The organism is Massilia paldalensis (assembly GCF_044901715.1).
Lineage (GTDB): Bacteria > Pseudomonadota > Gammaproteobacteria > Burkholderiales > Burkholderiaceae_D > Telluria > Telluria paldalensis.
On record NZ_JBJCIU010000003.1, the window covers coordinates 263553 to 277747 of the forward strand.

The 14195-nt window shown below is 65.4% G+C and carries 14 protein-coding genes; 7 read left to right on the forward strand and 7 right to left on the reverse strand.

Annotated features, from left to right (window positions below; all coding sequences use genetic code 11):
* The first annotated feature begins 44 nt into the window (after nt 1-44).
* From ACI1V7_RS15865 to ACI1V7_RS15885, 5 genes are all read left to right on the forward strand, one after another.
* Nucleotides 45-641, forward strand: a complete 597-nt coding sequence (locus tag ACI1V7_RS15865; protein ID WP_404532758.1) for a phosphoheptose isomerase — start codon at nt 45-47, stop codon at nt 639-641.
* A complete protein-coding gene (locus tag ACI1V7_RS15870) occupies nt 631-1287 on the forward strand; it encodes a BON domain-containing protein (protein ID WP_404532759.1) in 657 nt (218 codons plus the stop codon). The genes ACI1V7_RS15865 and ACI1V7_RS15870 overlap by 11 nt, the downstream gene beginning before the upstream one ends.
* A gap of 154 nt (nt 1288-1441) precedes the next feature.
* Entirely contained in the window at nt 1442-1969 is a 528-nt protein-coding gene (locus ACI1V7_RS15875; RefSeq protein WP_404532760.1) for a TlpA disulfide reductase family protein, read from the forward strand.
* Nucleotides 1970-2213: 244 nt separating this feature from the next.
* Complete coding sequence (locus tag ACI1V7_RS15880; RefSeq protein WP_404532761.1) at nt 2214-2858, forward strand: hypothetical protein; 645 nt, start codon at nt 2214-2216, stop codon at nt 2856-2858.
* 104 nt (nt 2859-2962) lie between these two features.
* Entirely contained in the window at nt 2963-3667 is a 705-nt protein-coding gene (locus ACI1V7_RS15885; protein ID WP_404532762.1) for an MgtC/SapB family protein, read from the forward strand.
* 12 nt (nt 3668-3679) lie between these two features.
* Here ACI1V7_RS15885 and ACI1V7_RS15890 read toward each other — a convergent pair whose 3' ends face one another.
* From ACI1V7_RS15890 to oxc, 4 genes are all read right to left on the reverse strand, one after another.
* On the reverse strand, nt 3680-5665 hold the full coding sequence (locus ACI1V7_RS15890) for a helicase-related protein (protein ID WP_404532763.1): 1986 nt from the start codon (nt 5663-5665) through the stop codon (nt 3680-3682).
* A 76-nt stretch (nt 5666-5741) separates the two neighbouring features.
* A complete protein-coding gene (locus ACI1V7_RS15895; protein WP_404532764.1) occupies nt 5742-6170 on the reverse strand; it encodes a PAS domain-containing protein in 429 nt (142 codons plus the stop codon).
* Between the two features lie 121 nt (nt 6171-6291).
* Nucleotides 6292-7542: a formyl-CoA transferase gene (gene frc, locus ACI1V7_RS15900; RefSeq protein WP_404532765.1), complete on the reverse strand. Its 1251-nt coding sequence runs from the start codon at nt 7540-7542 to the stop codon at nt 6292-6294.
* Between the two features lie 116 nt (nt 7543-7658).
* Nucleotides 7659-9362: an oxalyl-CoA decarboxylase gene (gene oxc, locus ACI1V7_RS15905; protein ID WP_404532766.1), complete on the reverse strand. Its 1704-nt coding sequence runs from the start codon at nt 9360-9362 to the stop codon at nt 7659-7661.
* A gap of 193 nt (nt 9363-9555) precedes the next feature.
* Here oxc and ACI1V7_RS15910 point away from each other — a divergent pair, with 193 nt between their 5' ends.
* Both ACI1V7_RS15910 and ACI1V7_RS15915 read left to right on the forward strand, forming a co-directional pair.
* A complete protein-coding gene (locus tag ACI1V7_RS15910) occupies nt 9556-10164 on the forward strand; it encodes a Crp/Fnr family transcriptional regulator (RefSeq protein WP_404532767.1) in 609 nt (202 codons plus the stop codon).
* 188 nt (nt 10165-10352) lie between these two features.
* Nucleotides 10353-10490, forward strand: a complete 138-nt coding sequence (locus ACI1V7_RS15915; RefSeq protein ID WP_290414594.1) for a hypothetical protein — start codon at nt 10353-10355, stop codon at nt 10488-10490.
* A gap of 115 nt (nt 10491-10605) precedes the next feature.
* On the opposite strand, the gene ACI1V7_RS15920 is transcribed toward ACI1V7_RS15915, so the two are convergent.
* The 3 genes from ACI1V7_RS15920 to oxlT all read right to left on the reverse strand — a co-directional run bounded on the left by ACI1V7_RS15920 (nt 10606) and on the right by oxlT (nt 13857).
* The gene (locus ACI1V7_RS15920; protein ID WP_404532768.1) at nt 10606-11622 is read right to left on the reverse strand and encodes a 2-dehydropantoate 2-reductase; all 1017 of its coding nucleotides are present in this window, start codon (nt 11620-11622) and stop codon (nt 10606-10608) included.
* Between the two features lie 17 nt (nt 11623-11639).
* Nucleotides 11640-12407 carry a fumarylacetoacetate hydrolase family protein gene (locus ACI1V7_RS15925; protein ID WP_404532769.1) on the reverse strand — a complete coding sequence of 256 codons (768 nt, stop codon included), beginning with the start codon at nt 12405-12407 and terminating at the stop codon, nt 11640-11642.
* Nucleotides 12408-12516: 109 nt separating this feature from the next.
* On the reverse strand, nt 12517-13857 hold the full coding sequence (oxlT, locus tag ACI1V7_RS15930) for an oxalate/formate MFS antiporter (protein WP_404532770.1): 1341 nt from the start codon (nt 13855-13857) through the stop codon (nt 12517-12519).
* Nucleotides 13858-14195 lie beyond the last annotated feature (338 nt).

A 14195-nucleotide genomic window follows, 5' to 3' on the forward strand; every position in this document is an offset into this window, starting at 1 on the left:
CCATTTGCTCGTTGGCCATGGGCACTGCACTATAATCCTCGACCATGAATACTCAACGCATCCTCGCCCACTTCCAGGAAAGCGCCGAACTGAAACTGAAGGCCGCCCAGACCCTGGCACAACCGATTTCCCAAGCCATCGAACTGATGTTCAATGCGCTTTCCAACGGCAACAAGATCCTCGCCTGCGGCAACGGCGGCTCGGCCGGCGATGCGCAGCACTTTGCCGCCGAACTGGTCGGCCGCTTCGAACGCGAGCGCTTCCCGCTGCCGGCGATCGCGCTGACCACCGACACGTCGATCATCACGGCCGTCGGCAACGACTACAGCTTCAACGAGATCTTCAGCAAGCAGGTGCAGGCGTTCGGCCAGGCCGGCGACATCCTGCTGGCGATCTCGACCTCCGGTAATTCCGGCAACGTCGTCGCCGCCGTCGAAGCGGCGCTCGAACGCGAGATGCGCGTCGTGGCGCTGACGGGCAAGGATGGCGGCAAGCTGGGCCAGATGCTGACCGACGCCGACGTCCACATCAACGTGCCGCACTCGCGTACCGCGCGCATCCAGGAAGTCCACCTGGTGGCGATCCATAGTATCTGCGACGGCCTCGACGTCGCCCTGTTCGGAGAAGAAGATGCAAATTAACGCCGGCGCCCTGCTGCGCCCCCTGTCCAAGGCCGTGCTCTGCGCGGCCCTGCTGGCTTCCCTGCAAGGCTGCGTCGCGGTCGTGGCCGGCGCTGCCGTCGGCGGCGCCGTCGCCACGGCCGACCGCCGCACGCTGGGCGCTCAGACCGAGGACAAGGCGATCGCGGTGAAAGCCGAAGCGAACCTGGGCGAGATCACCGGCGACCTCGGCCACGTCAACGTCAACAGCTACAACCGCAAGGTGCTGCTGACCGGCGAAGTGCGCGACGAGGCGATGAAGCGCGCCGTCGAGAACCACGTGCGCAGCGTGTCCAACGTCGAGTCCGTCATCAACGAACTGGACATCGCCGGCCCGGCCAGCTACACGTCGCGCTCGAACGATGCGCTGATCACCAGCAAGGTCAAGCTCAGCCTGGCGGACAAGAAGACCATTTCGGCGACCTCGTTCAAGGTCGTCACGGAACGCGGCAATGTCTACCTGATGGGCCTGGTCACTCAACGCGAAGGCAATATCGCCGCCGACGTCGCCAAGGGCGTGTCGGGCGTCATGCGCGTCGTGAAGATCTTCGAGTACATCAGCGAAGAAGACCTGCGCTCGATGCAGCCGCAGCAGGCGCAGTCCCAGCCGCAACGCGGCAATTCCTGAAGAGCCGGCCTCTAGAGGCTGTCGCGAAAGGTGCACGGCGGGTGCACGGCGAGGCGCCGCAACGCCGCCATGCGCCTTTCGCGATAGCCTCTTCGGCAAGGAATGGGCGACGGGCCTATAATGGCTCGTCGCCAACAGAGGATGCGTTGACATCATGACCACCCCAGCTTCGTCTCCCACCCGCTCCTGGGCCAAGCCCGCCTTCATCGGCGCGGCCGTGCTGGCCATCGCCGGCATCGGTTTCGCCACCTTCGGCAAGCAGCAGCAAGCGCCCGACGTCACCTTCATCAGCATCGACGGCCAGAAGATCAGCTCGCAGGACTTGCGCGGCAAGGTCGTGATGGTCAATTTCTGGGCCACGTCCTGCACCACCTGCGTGAAGGAAATGCCGCAGATGGTCGAGACCTATAACAAGTTCAAGGGCCAGGGCCTGGAATTCGTCGCGGTGGCGATGAACTACGACCGCCCTGACTACGTGCTCAACTACACCCAGGCGAAGCAGCTGCCGTTCAAGGTGGCGCTCGATTCCAGCGGCGACCTGGCCAAGCAGTTCGGCGACGTCAATATGACCCCGACCACCTTCGTCATCGACAAGGACGGCAAGATCCTCAAGCGCTACCTGGGCGAACCGGATTTCGGACAACTGCACACGCTGCTGCACAAGTCGCTGAGCACGACCTGAGTCGCGCCTGCGTGAGCGCCTGCATGAGCGCCTGCATGAGCGCCTGACCAAGCTTCCAGGGCAAGGCGCATCGTCGAAGGCAGTACGCGCGTACGGCGAGACAATGCAGCGCCGCCACGGCGGCTTTGCCGGGCACCCTGTCTCGCACACGCCTGACATCCCGCAAATGGGGCCAATCCGTTTGGCCCAAGCTTGACGCGCCTGCTGACGCTGTTCCACATTGCCCTGGCAAAGGAGATGGCGAATGCGTACATGGATCCCGGTCCTGCGGTTTTCCTTTCTGCTGCTGTCGTGCCCGCTGGCGGGCTGCACGAGCGTCGATACGCAGTTGCGCAATACCGTCGTGCTGCACTACCAGCACGTGGCCAATGTCCAGCGGATCGATTTCTCCACGCCCGTGATGCTGCCCGGGCGCGGCGCGCCGGCGCACTCCGTGCAGGCGCTCGAATCGCATGGCTTCTGGGCCGTGTTCGTGCTGTGCAGCCTGGATGCGACGGGCGCCGGCATTCCCAGCTTTTATTTCGACGCCGAGCGCCTGCGCGTGCAATACGGCGATCAGCGCTACGGCCCGCTGCGCCCCTACACGGTACGCCTGGACGATACGACGGACTTGAACACGCTCCGCGACACGCCGGTCCTGGCCGCGGCCATCGCCGCCGAGATCGGCGAAGGCCCGCAGACCCAGGTCTTCCGCCACGGCTTCCATGCCGACCTCGACATCCGCGTCGCCCTCTACGTCCCCCATGCCTTGCCGGACTACTCCGGCGATCAACTGCGCCTGCGCTACGAAGGCGGCCAGACCATGGCGCTGGGCAACGACTATCCGCCGTCGAGCATTCCCATCGCCGGGCTGGGCGGCACCGGGATCGCCTCGCACTGCCTGCCCTGAGCTTGTCGTCATGCCCTGTCGTTGTGCTCTTGTCCTGATGCCCTTGTCATGACGCCGGCACGCCCCCTGCCAAGGCGAAAGGGCGTGCGTGATACCATGGACCGATGAGTAACCTGCCCCAGCTCGAATTCATTGCGCGCCTCGGCCTTGCCGCGCTGCTCGGCGGCGCGATCGGCTTCGAACGCGAACGCCTGTCCTGGGCAGCCGGCTTGCGCACACACATGCTGGTGTCCGTCGGCGCCTGCCTGTTCATGATCGTGTCGGCCTACGGCTTCATGGAAGTGCTGGGCCACGAGCACATCTCGCTCGACCCGTCGCGCGTCGCGGCCCAGGTGGTGTCCGGCATCGGCTTCCTGGGGGCCGGCTCGATCCTGCTGCGCGGCGAAATCGTGCGCGGCCTGACGACGGCCGCCAGCCTGTGGACGGTGGCGGCGATCGGCCTGGCCGTCGGCGGCGGCCTGTACGTGGCGGCGGTCGCGGCCACGGTCATCATCCTGTTCATCCTGGCCGGCATCAAGCCGCTGGAACGCTGGTATTTTTCCACGCGCCAGCGCCGCGAACTGCTGATCTCCGCCGAGCGCGGCCGCATGACGCTGCCCGTGCTGCAGCGCGAGCTGGGCCACGTGACGGGCCGCATCAGCACCTTCGTCGTCCAGCACAACGAGGAAGCGGCCGACGTCGACGACGTGCTGATCGCTTTTACGCGCATGTCGGCCCAGGAATTCAACACAATGCTGGAGCGCCTGCAGAAGATTCCCGGCGTGCTCAAGCTGGACGTCAAGGGCCAGCCGGACCGGCGCGGGCCCTGAGCGCGCTTACCCTTACCAACGCCCGCGTTCCTTCTTGGACTGGCGCTTGCGCGCCGCCGCGTTCTGCTGCTGCAGCAGGGAGTCGACGCGCTCGGACGCTTCGCGTGCCAGTTCCTGGGCTTCCCCGATGCTGGGGAAGAACTCCGGCATGCGGTAGCCGAGCCAGGCATAGGCAGAATACATGCGGCAGGTGTCCTCGACTTCCTGCAGGTTTTGCCAGAACAGCTCCTGCGGGTGGGGCTGCAGCTTGCAGACCTTGCGCTTGGCCAGCGATTGCGCCCAGTGCGACCAGGCGCTTTCCAGCGTCGGCACGCGGGTCGAGATCGGCACCAGCGACATGGTGAACTTCTCGGCCACGCTCAGGTCGAGCGTGTCGAGCCATTCGGCGCGCTCGTTCTGCTCTTCCGTAATCTTGGGATAGAAGAAGCCGTCCGGCACGTCGATATTGTGCACGAAGCGCTTCAGCAGTTTGACGAGCGAGGTTTCTCCCGTCACGGCCGAGATGCGGTGCAATTGTTCGATCGATGGCGCCACCGCGAACCCGCTCGCCTTGACGGGCGGGATCTTTTCCTTCATCAACGAGCGCATGATCTCGTGCGTGTCGTCGTCGTAGCCGGCCACGAAACCTTCCTCGTGCACGCCGTAGCGGCCGGCGCGGCCGGCGATCTGCTTGGCCAGCGCGGCCGAGATCTCTTCTTCCTCGACGCCGTTGTACTTGACGGCCGTCGTCATCACGATGCGCTGGATCGGCATGTTCAAGCCCATGGCGATCGCATCGGTGCCGACGACGATGTCGGCCTGCCCTTCGCGGAAGCGTTCGGCCTGGGCACGCCGCACTTCCGGCGACAGGTTGCCGTAGACGGTGGCGACCGTCAGCCCCAGCTCCGTGATCATGTCGCGCCACATCAGCACGTTGCGGCGCGAGAAGGCGATGACGGCATCGCCGCGGCGCAGGTTGCGGATGCGGCGCACGGCCGACGTTTCCATCGTCAGCGGCGCCTTGCGTTTCAGCACATGCACTTCGAGGGGACACTCGAGGCGTTCGGCCAGCGCCTCGATCGCGCGGCGCGCTTCCGGGGCGCCGACGAGGTACACGGTCGATGCGGGCGCGCCGCACACGGCCGCCGTCCAGGCGGCGCCGCGGTCGCGGTCGGCCAGCATCTGGATCTCGTCGATGACGGCGACCTCGACGCGCGTGCGGGTATCGAGCATCTCGACCGTGCTGGCGACGTGGGTCGCGTTCTCGGCCAGGCGCCGCTCCTCGCCGGTGACGAGGCTCACGGCCAGCGGCTCGCCATCGTCGCGGCGGACGGCCTGCAGGCGTTCGTAGTTTTCCAGCGCCAGCAGGCGCAGCGGCGCGAGATAGACACCGCTGTCGGCCTGGGCCAGCGCTTCCATCGCCTTGTGGGTCTTGCCGGAATTGGTCGGACCCAGCAGCGCGACGAAGCGGCGCGCCATCTTGCTGGCGACCTCGAACGAAGCCGGGTACTCGGCCAGGTTGATGCTTTCCTTGGTGCGCGCCGCATGGCGCTCTTCCTGTTCGCGCTCGACGGCGTGGTCCAGGCGCTGGCGGATGCGGTCGAACACGTACTCGGCCGGCTCGGACGTTTCCAGTTCTTCCAGCACGTGCAGGAACAGCATGGGATCGAAGCCCGCTTCCTCGCAGGCATCGGCGACGTCGCGCACGAATTCCTCGACTTCCTGGTTCAAGTCGTCGGCCGCGTCGCGGCTGGCACGCTCCTCGATCAGTTCGCGGCGCGTCGGCAAGTCCATCTTGCGCCACTTGCTCGGCTTGGCCAGCACGCCGCGCGACGGCACCAGCCGGTACTCGACGTGCAGGCCGTCGACGCGCACGGCGCCGCCGAAGCGCAGGAAGACGCGGCCTTCCATCTTGACCAGTTCGATGCCGCGCGCGGCAAGGTTCAAGTCGTGCTCGAGGAAGGCGTCGTCGTCGCCCAGGTTGGTATCGGAATCGTTGTCGCCGCGGTGTTGGTTCATGTGAAGCCAGTAGTATCTCGTTGGCAGCACTATAACGGATACGCCTGGCGCCCGGCACGCGCCACCGGCGGCGCGGCTAGCCCATCGTCGTTCCCTCCAGTTCGCGCAGGCGTGCGCGCAGCGCGCGTTCCTCGCTCCAGCGCGCGGTATCGTCGCGCACGACGGCCGCGATGGTAGCCACCTTGCCGTCCGGCCCATGCAGCAGCGCCACCGTGAAGGCGATCGACAAGGGCTTGCCTTCCTTGTGCAGCGCCGGCACGCGCAGGACATCGCTGCCATAGCGCGTTTCCCCGGTCGCCATGGTCTTGTGGTAGCCGTCCCAGTGACGCTGCTGCTGGCGCGGCGGAATGATCAGGTCGAGCGACCGGCCGACGGCATCGTCCTGCGTGAAGCCGAAGATGCGCGTGGCGGCCGCATTCCAGAACACGATCGTGCCGGCGGCATCGCAGACGACGATGCCGTCGCCCAGCGCCTGCGCCAGTTCCTGAAAGTCGAGCTGCTGCATGGTTCCTCCTCGCTGCCGCTGCTGTTGCTGCTGCTGCTGTTACTGCTGCTGCCGTCAAAACACGATGCGCGCCGGCATCCGCGGGCGCGCATCGGTGCGCTTCGCTCGCATCAAGCGGGCATCAGACCACGCGCCGTTCGTGGAAGTCCTTGATCTGCTGCTGGCTGTAGCCCATGCTCTCGAGGATCTCGTCGGTGTGTTCGCCCAGCAGCGGCGATGCCTTGACCTCCGGCTTCAGGTCCGAGAACTTGATCGGGCTGCCCACCGTCAGATAGGTGCCGCGCTCCTTGTGGTCGACCTCGACAATCGTGCCGCTGGCGCGCAGCGACGGGTCGTTCGCCAACTCCTTCATCGTCAGCACGGGCGCGCACGGGATGTCGAACTTGCGCAGGATGTCGACGGCCTCGAACTTGGTCTTGTCCTTCAACCACTCCTCGATGGTGCCGAAAATGTCGAAGATCTTGTCCTGGCGCGCCTGTGCCGTCGTGTAGGCGGGATCGTCGATCCATTCCTCCTTGCCGATGGCGCGGCAGATCGGCGCCCAGGCATGGCCCTGGATCGTGAAATAGATGTAGGCGTTCGGATCGGTCTCCCAGCCCTTGCACTTCAGGACCCAGCCCGGCTGGCCGCCCCCGCCCGCGTTGCCGCCGCGCGGCACCACGTCCGAGAAGGTGCCGTGCGGGTATTGCGGATACTCTTCCAGGTAGCCCACGCGGTCCAGGCGCTGCTGGTCGCGCAGCTTCACGCGGCACAGGTTCAGCACGCTGTCCTGCATCGACACGGCCACCTTCTGACCCTTGCCCGTCGTGTCGCGCGCGCGCAAGGCCGTCAGGATGCCGATCGCCAGGTGCATGCCCGTATTGCTGTCGCCCAGCGCGGCGGCGGACACGGTCGGCGGACCGTCGTCGAAGCCGGTGGTGGAGGCGGCGCCGCCGGCGCACTGCGCCACGTTCTCGTACACCTTCAGGTCCTCGTAGTGGTGGCCGTCGCTGAAGCCCTTCACGGACGCGACGATCATGCCGGGATTCAGTTCCTTGATGTGCTCCCAGGTAAAGCCCATGCGGTCCAGCGCGCCGGGACCGAAGTTCTCCACCAGCACGTCGGATTCCTTGATCAGCTTCGTCAGGATTTCCTTGCCTTCCGGCGTCTTGGTATCCAGCGTCAGCGAGCGCTTATTGCTGTTCAACATGGTGAAGTACAGGGCGTCCACGCCCGGGATGTCGCGCAGCTGCGAGCGGGTGACGTCGCCGGCGCCGGGGCGCTCCACCTTGATCACGTCGGCGCCGTACCAGGCCAGCAGCTGGGTGCAGGCCGGACCTGCCTGCACGTGCGTGAAGTCGATGATCTTGATGCCTTCCAACGGTTTGCTCATGATGCCTGTCTCCTTGTCGATGTCTGCAAACGTGACGGGTCTGCACGCCGGCGTGCGTGGCGCCGGCGCTGCGGCTTTCTGTACTTGCTGTACTTGCTGTCGCTGGGTGCTCGCGATTACTTCTTGGCGCTTTGCGGATTCAGGTTGGTCAGGCGGCCGCTCTCGGTGCCGGCCGTCTCGTCGATGACGGCGTTGATCAGGGCGGGCTTGCCGGCCGCGATGGCCTCGCGCAGCGCGCTGGCCAGTTCCTCCGGCGTGGTCGCGTGGTAGCCGATGCCGCCGAAGGCCTCGATCATCCTGTCGTAGCGGGCATTCTTGACGAACACGGTGGGCGCCACGTCCTTGCCGCCGGTGGGATTGACGTCCGTGCCCTTGTACACGCCGTTGTTGTTGAAGACGATCGTGGTGACAGGCAGCTCGTAGCGGCAGATCGTTTCCAGCTCCATGCCGGAGAAGCCGAAGGCGCTGTCGCCTTCCACGGCCACCACCGGCTTGCCGCTGGTGACGGCCGCGCCGATGGCATAGCCCATGCCGATGCCCATGATGCCCCAGGTGCCGGAGTCGAAGCGCTTGCGCGGCTGGTACTGGTCGATGATGCTGCGCGCGTAGTCCAGCGTGTTGGCGCCCTCGTTGACGAGGTTGATGTCCGGATGGTCCTTCAGGACGTCGCGGATCGCGCGCAGCGCGCTGTGGAAATTCATCGGCACCGGGTTCTTGTCCAGCAGCGCCGCCATCTTGGCCTGGTTCTGTTCCTTGCGCTGGGCGATGGCGCCGAGCCATTCGTCGTCGGGCTTGGCGACGCCGGCACCGTCCAGTCCTTCCAGCAGCGCGGCCACGCAGGAACCGATGTCGCCCGCCAGCGGCGCGGCGATCGGCACGTTGCTGTCGAACTCCGTCGGCGCGATGTCGATCTGCACGAACTGCTTCGGCTTGCCCCAGGTCTTGCCCTTGCCGTGCGCCAGCAGCCAGTTCAGGCGCGCGCCGATCAGCACGACGACATCGGCCTCGGCCAGCACGAAGGAACGCGCGGCCGATGCCGACTGCTCATGCGTGTCCGGCAACAGGCCCTTGGCCATCGACATCGGCAGGTAGGGAATGCCGCTGCGTTCCACCAGTTGCTGGATCGCTTCGTCGGCCTGGGCATAGGCGGCGCCCTTGCCCAGCAGGATCAGCGGTTTCTTGGCGCCCTTGATCAGCTCCAGCGCGCGCTGCACGGAGTCCGGCGCCGGCAGCTGGCGCGGCACGGGGTCGACGACCTTCACCAGCGAGCGCTTGCCGTGGCCGGCCTCGATCGTCTGCGCCAGCAGCTGGGCCGGCAGGTCGAGGTAGACGCCGCCGGGGCGGCCCGAGACGGCGGCGCGGATCGCGCGCGCCACGCCGATGCCGATGTCCTCGGCCTTGTTGATGCGGTAGGCCGCCTTCGCATACGGCTTGGCGGCATTGAGCTGGTCCATCTCTTCGTAGTCGCCCTGCTGCAGGTCGACGATCTCGCGTTCGCTGGAGCCGGAGATCAGGATCATGGGGAAACAGTTGGTGGTGGCGTTCGCCAGCGCCGTCAGGCCGTTCAGGAAGCCGGGCGCGGACACGGTCAGGCAGATGCCAGGCTTTTGCGTCATGAAGCCGGCGATGGCGGCGGCGTTGCCCGCGTTCTGCTCGTGGCGGAAACCGATGAAGCGCATGCCTTCTGCCTGCGCCAGGCGGGCCAGGTCGGTGATGGGAATCCCGACCAGGCCGAAGATCGTGTCGATGTCGTTTTCTTTCAGGGCGTCGATCACCAGGTGGAAGCCATCGGTGACTTCTACCGATACGTTGTGTGTCATGGTTGTCTCCGGTTATGAGCCGCCGTCGCCGCGTGTTTGCTGCGGTGCGTCGAAGCTCCTCGTTGTCGGTGCAGGCGACCTGGCCAGCCGTCTCGCCCTGGAAATCATCATAGCCAGCACGCCTGATTTCAATCATTGACCCCGGTCAAGATTCGCCAGATGATGTAGAGACCCCGACAATCGACCGGCCGCCATGACCCTCATTGCCAATCACCCGGAACGAAACATCATTCGTGTGCAGTTGAAGCAGAACGTCGTCCTCAAGGAGTTGCGCGACAGCGAAATGGCCGCACTCGAACCCTATCTCACCATCACCAACCACCAGAAGGGCGACCTGCTGCTGAACCAGGGCGTGGTCGAGATGGAGCAGTACTTCATCCTCGACGGCATCCTGAAGCGCCAGGTCACGAACCACGAAGCGAAGGAGATGATCCTGCGCTTCTCGTCGGAACGCGACATCGAGACCAGCTACGCCGCCTGGCGCCTCAAGACGCCCACGCCCTACAGCATCGTGTGCGTGACGAAGGCGCGCGTGGCCAGCATGCCGCTGACGCAGTGGGTGGATTTCCTGCAGAGCCACAGCCTCGTGAAGGAAGCGTTCGAGTTCGAAGTGATGAGCCTGATGAGCGGCATCATGGCGCACACGATCACCCTGCACCTGCTCGACGCCCCGGGCCGCGTGCACCGTTTCATGCGCAAGCAGCCCGAGTTGTTCGAGCGCTTGCCGAAGAAGGAACTGGCGGCCTACCTGAACCTCTCACCGGAAACCCTGAGCCGCCTGAAACACCAGGGAAAGATCTGAAAACAACGTTTTTTGCAGCGCGGCCACAGATTTTTTCTGCCTCTTTTTTGGGCGCTTTTTCATAGCTAGACATTCATGCGTGGAATGTCCCGTATCACGCCGTTCAATTGGACGCGGGATAGTCTGCCTTTACAATCAAAGGCATACATCTTTTCGACCTTGAATAAGGAGTGGCAACCATGAATGGCATGAGCGACACCGCAACGCAACAAAACGGCGCATCTTTCTCCTTCGCAGCACTGATCGCCGCCCTGTTCCAGCTGAACCTGCGCGACAAGCTGAGCGCCGCCAACCGCGACGACGGCGCCCACACCTGGGGTCTGTAATTCCGGGGCCTGTAATTCCGCAGCTTGTCTTCCGGGAGCCGTACGACTGGTTCCCGCAAGCGCCGCCAGCACGTCCGACGCACCGGCCGGGATTTCCCCGCCGGTGCGTTTTTCTTCAGGCGATGACCGCCTTCTGCAGGCGCACGCCGCCCCGTGCTTCCGCCATCGTCTGTTCAAGCAATTTCACCAGCGCGTAGGCTGAATCGATATGCGGCGTGGGCGTGCCCGTCATGCGCGCCAGCTCGATCACCGAACCCACCAGGGCATCGATTTCCGGCCCGCGGCCCGCTTCCACGTCCTGCAGCATCGACGTCTTATGCTTGCCGATCTTCTCGGCCCCCGCGATGCGCCGCTCCAGGCTGACGCGGAAGGAAATGCCCAGCCGCGCCGCCACGCTTTCGGCTTCGCGCATCATGTCGGCCGCCAGGTCGCGCGCGAGCGGATGCTGGCAGATGTCGACCAGCGTCGAATGCGCCAGCGCGCTGATCGGGTTGAAGGACAGGTTGCCCCACAATTTCAGCCAGATCTCGGCGCGGATGTCATCCAGGATCGGCGACTTGAAGCCCGCCGCCTCGAACGCCGCCGTGACGCGCACGATCCGTTCGCTCGTGCTGCCATCGAGTTCGCCCAGGGGAAAGCGGTTGCCCTCGATGTGGCGGATGACGCCGGGCGCCACCAGTTCCGCCGCCGGGTAGACGACGCAGCCGAGCACCCGCTCCGGCGGGATCAGGCGCGCCAGGTCGCCGGCCGGGTCCACGCTGTGCACGCTGCGTCCCTCGTACTCTCCGCCATGGCGGTGGAAGTACCAGAACGGGATCCCGTTCTGCATCGTCACCACGACCGTGTCCGGCCCGAACAGCTTGCCGACGCGCGCCGCCACGTCCCCGACCTGGTGCGCCTTCACCGCCAGCACCACCACGTCCTGCACGCCCGCGGCATCGTAGTCGTCCGTCGCCTGCACCTGCCCCGCCACGCGTTCCGTTCCATCCGTCTCCACGAGCCGGATGCCGTGCGCGCGGATGGCTTGCAGGTTCGCCCCGCGCACGACGAAGGTCACCGTCTGCCCGGCGAGCGCGAGCCTCGCCCCGACGAGTCCGCCGATGGCGCCCGCCCCGATCACTGCGATCTTCATGACACACCCCTTGATGGTTACTCGAAACGGTTGGTGAGCGTGCCGATGCCGTCGATCTCCACCTCGATCGTGCTGCCCGGTCGCATCGAGCCCACGCCGACCGACGTCCCGCACAGCAGGAGGTCGCCCGGCTCCAATGTCATGTCCTGCGAAATCATGCTGACCAGCTCGGCCACGCTGAAGACCATGTCGTTGACCGGATAATCCTGCCGTACCTCGCCGTTGAGGATGGTGCGCACGACCAGCATCGCGGGATTCAGCCCGGTGGCGATCACGGGCCCGAACGGGCAGAAAGTGTCGAAGCCCTTGGCGCGTACCCATTGCGGGAAGGTCGGGTCACGCTGGATGATCTCGCCCACCGTCACGTCGTTGGCGCAGGTATAGCCGAAGACGTGGTCGAGCGCGCTTTCCACCGGCACGCCGCTGCAGGTGCTGCCGATCACGATCGCCAATTCGCCCTCGAAGGCCACCTTGGCATCGGTCCGCGGCTTGCGGATCGTGCCGCCGGGCGCCAGGTAGGACGTCGGTGGCTTCATCAGGTACAGGGGCTCGGGCGGCGGCGCCAGGCCGAGCTTCTTGCCCAGCGCATGAAAATTGTTCCACATCGCCAGCACCTTGCCGGGAACGACGGGAGTGAGCACCGTTACGTCGGCCAGATTGATCGCGATGTCGGTGCGGCTCGGGCCGTCGAACATGTCGCCCTTGAAGACCCGGATCTTGTCACCCTCGAGCGTGCCGAAGCGCACCGTGTCGAGATGCAGGAAGCGTATCCAGCGCTGGATCATGGGAAGCCTCTTTCAGGAGGATGTCGTTGTCGTGTGCGCGTGCGGCGGGAAGCCGCACGCGCCAGGTACCCGAGCCACGGGCCGGGCCGCGCCAGGCCCGCGGCTTTTCTCAGTTGACCATGCGCGGCGTGGTCGGCGCGGCGCCGGGCACGTGTTCGCCTTCGCCGACGCTGACGATGCCGATCGATTCCTCGATGAAGCGCTTGCGCATGGGGCGCAGCACCCACCAGGCCAGGATGGCCGCCACCGCGTTCATGCCGCAGCCGATGAAGAACACGGCTTCCCAGCTGCCGCTGGCGGCCATGATCAGGCTGGAGATCGGCACGAAGATCGATGCCGTGCCCTTGGCCGTGTACATCAGGCCCGCGTTGCCGGCGGCGTTGCGGGTACCGAAGGTATCGGCCGTGGTGGCGGGGAACAGGCTGTAGATCTCGCCCCAGGCAAAGAACACGACGCCGGTCAGGATGACGAACATGATCGGGTCGCGGCCGAAGTAGTACAGCGCGATGATGCCGGCGGATTCCAGCGCGAAGGCGAAGAACATCGTCTTCTCGCGCCCGATCTGGTCCGAGACCCAGCCGAAGAAGGGCCGCGTCAATCCGTTCAGCACGCGGTCGATGGCCAGCGCGAAGGTCAGTGCCGGCAGCACCATGCCCATGACGTTGAAGTGGACGCCGTCGATGGCGAAGTCCTTGGCGATCGGGCCCATCTGCGCGGTGGCCATCAGGCCGCCGGCGGCGACCAGCACGAACATCGTGTACATGACCCAGAACACGGGCTTGCGCACCATCTGCGACGGCGTGAAGTCGGCCGTGGTCTGCAGCACGTTGGGGTTCTTCTTCTTGGCAGCCTTGGCGGCCTGGTGCGGCGGGCGCACCATCATCGCTGCCAGCAGCATCACGATCAGTCCCTGGCCCAGGCCGAAGTACAGGAAGGTGTCGGCATAGCCGCGGCTTTCGATCATCATCGAGATGGGGATGATCGTGGCCGCCGAGCCGGCGCCGAAGCCGGCCGCCGTCAGCCCCGCCGCCAGGCCGCGCCGGTCGGGGAACCATTTCAGCGCCGAGCCCACGCAGGTGCCGTACACGGCGCCGGCGCCGATGCCGCTGATGGCGGCCGCGACGTACAGCACGAACAGCGTGGAAGCGAACGAATTCATCACCCAGCCGATCGCGCACAGCAGGCCGCCGAACAGCACCACGGGGCGCGGGCCCCATTTGTCGACGGCCCAGCCTTCGATCGGCACCAGCCAGGTCTCGGTGAGGATGAAGATGGTGAATGCCACCTGGATGGCCGCCTTGGACCAGCCGTGGGCTTCCGACAGCGGATTGACGAACAGGGTCCAGCCGTATTGCAGGTTGGCGATCATGGCCATGCAGACGATGCCCATGACCAGTTGGATCCAGCGGAACGATGCTGGTCTTTCGACTGCCAGTGTCTCGGTTTTCATGCGATGTCTCCTGTGCTTTGATTTTTTATGCGCTGGATGGTGTCGCTTCAGGTACGGTCTCCACGCCGTGCCTGGCGGTCGTGCTCGCCGGGCGGATCGGCCGAATGAAGGCGGGGGGCGCTGGCATGACGGTGCGCTGGGTTGCTCATGACCTTGTCTCCAGATAGGGGTTCACGAAAGCTACCGAAGGATTCTGGAACCGTTTGTTATCGCGCCGCCGGTCGGGTCCGGCATGGCGCCGCTTATGGAAAGTTCAACAGATGGGCCGATTGTGGAAGAACGGTTTTGGCATATCCTTGACCGCGGTTAAGTTTCGAAAATCTGGTCGCGGCCAGTAG

Bases quoted from the DNA above. Each gene is read 5' to 3' on its own strand.
- ACI1V7_RS15890 (WP_404532763.1), bottom strand. From the start codon at position 5,665: ATGAACCAACACCGCGGCGACAACGATTCCGATACCAACCTGGGCGAC.
- ACI1V7_RS15895 (WP_404532764.1), bottom strand. From the start codon at position 6,170: ATGCAGCAGCTCGACTTTCAGGAACTGGCGCAGGCGCTGGGCGACGGC.
- oxlT (WP_404532770.1), bottom strand. From the start codon at position 13,857: ATGAAAACCGAGACACTGGCAGTCGAAAGACCAGCATCGTTCCGCTGG.
- ACI1V7_RS15880 (WP_404532761.1), top strand. From the start codon at position 2,214: ATGCGTACATGGATCCCGGTCCTGCGGTTTTCCTTTCTGCTGCTGTCG.
- ACI1V7_RS15915 (WP_290414594.1), top strand. From the start codon at position 10,353: ATGAGCGACACCGCAACGCAACAAAACGGCGCATCTTTCTCCTTCGCA.
- ACI1V7_RS15865 (WP_404532758.1), top strand. From the start codon at position 45: ATGAATACTCAACGCATCCTCGCCCACTTCCAGGAAAGCGCCGAACTG.
- ACI1V7_RS15870 (WP_404532759.1), top strand. From the start codon at position 631: ATGCAAATTAACGCCGGCGCCCTGCTGCGCCCCCTGTCCAAGGCCGTG.
- ACI1V7_RS15925 (WP_404532769.1), bottom strand. From the start codon at position 12,407: ATGATCCAGCGCTGGATACGCTTCCTGCATCTCGACACGGTGCGCTTC.
- ACI1V7_RS15885 (WP_404532762.1), top strand. From the start codon at position 2,963: ATGAGTAACCTGCCCCAGCTCGAATTCATTGCGCGCCTCGGCCTTGCC.
- frc (WP_404532765.1), bottom strand. From the start codon at position 7,542: ATGAGCAAACCGTTGGAAGGCATCAAGATCATCGACTTCACGCACGTG.
- ACI1V7_RS15920 (WP_404532768.1), bottom strand. From the start codon at position 11,622: ATGAAGATCGCAGTGATCGGGGCGGGCGCCATCGGCGGACTCGTCGGG.
- oxc (WP_404532766.1), bottom strand. From the start codon at position 9,362: ATGACACACAACGTATCGGTAGAAGTCACCGATGGCTTCCACCTGGTG.
- ACI1V7_RS15875 (WP_404532760.1), top strand. From the start codon at position 1,442: ATGACCACCCCAGCTTCGTCTCCCACCCGCTCCTGGGCCAAGCCCGCC.
- ACI1V7_RS15910 (WP_404532767.1), top strand. From the start codon at position 9,556: ATGACCCTCATTGCCAATCACCCGGAACGAAACATCATTCGTGTGCAG.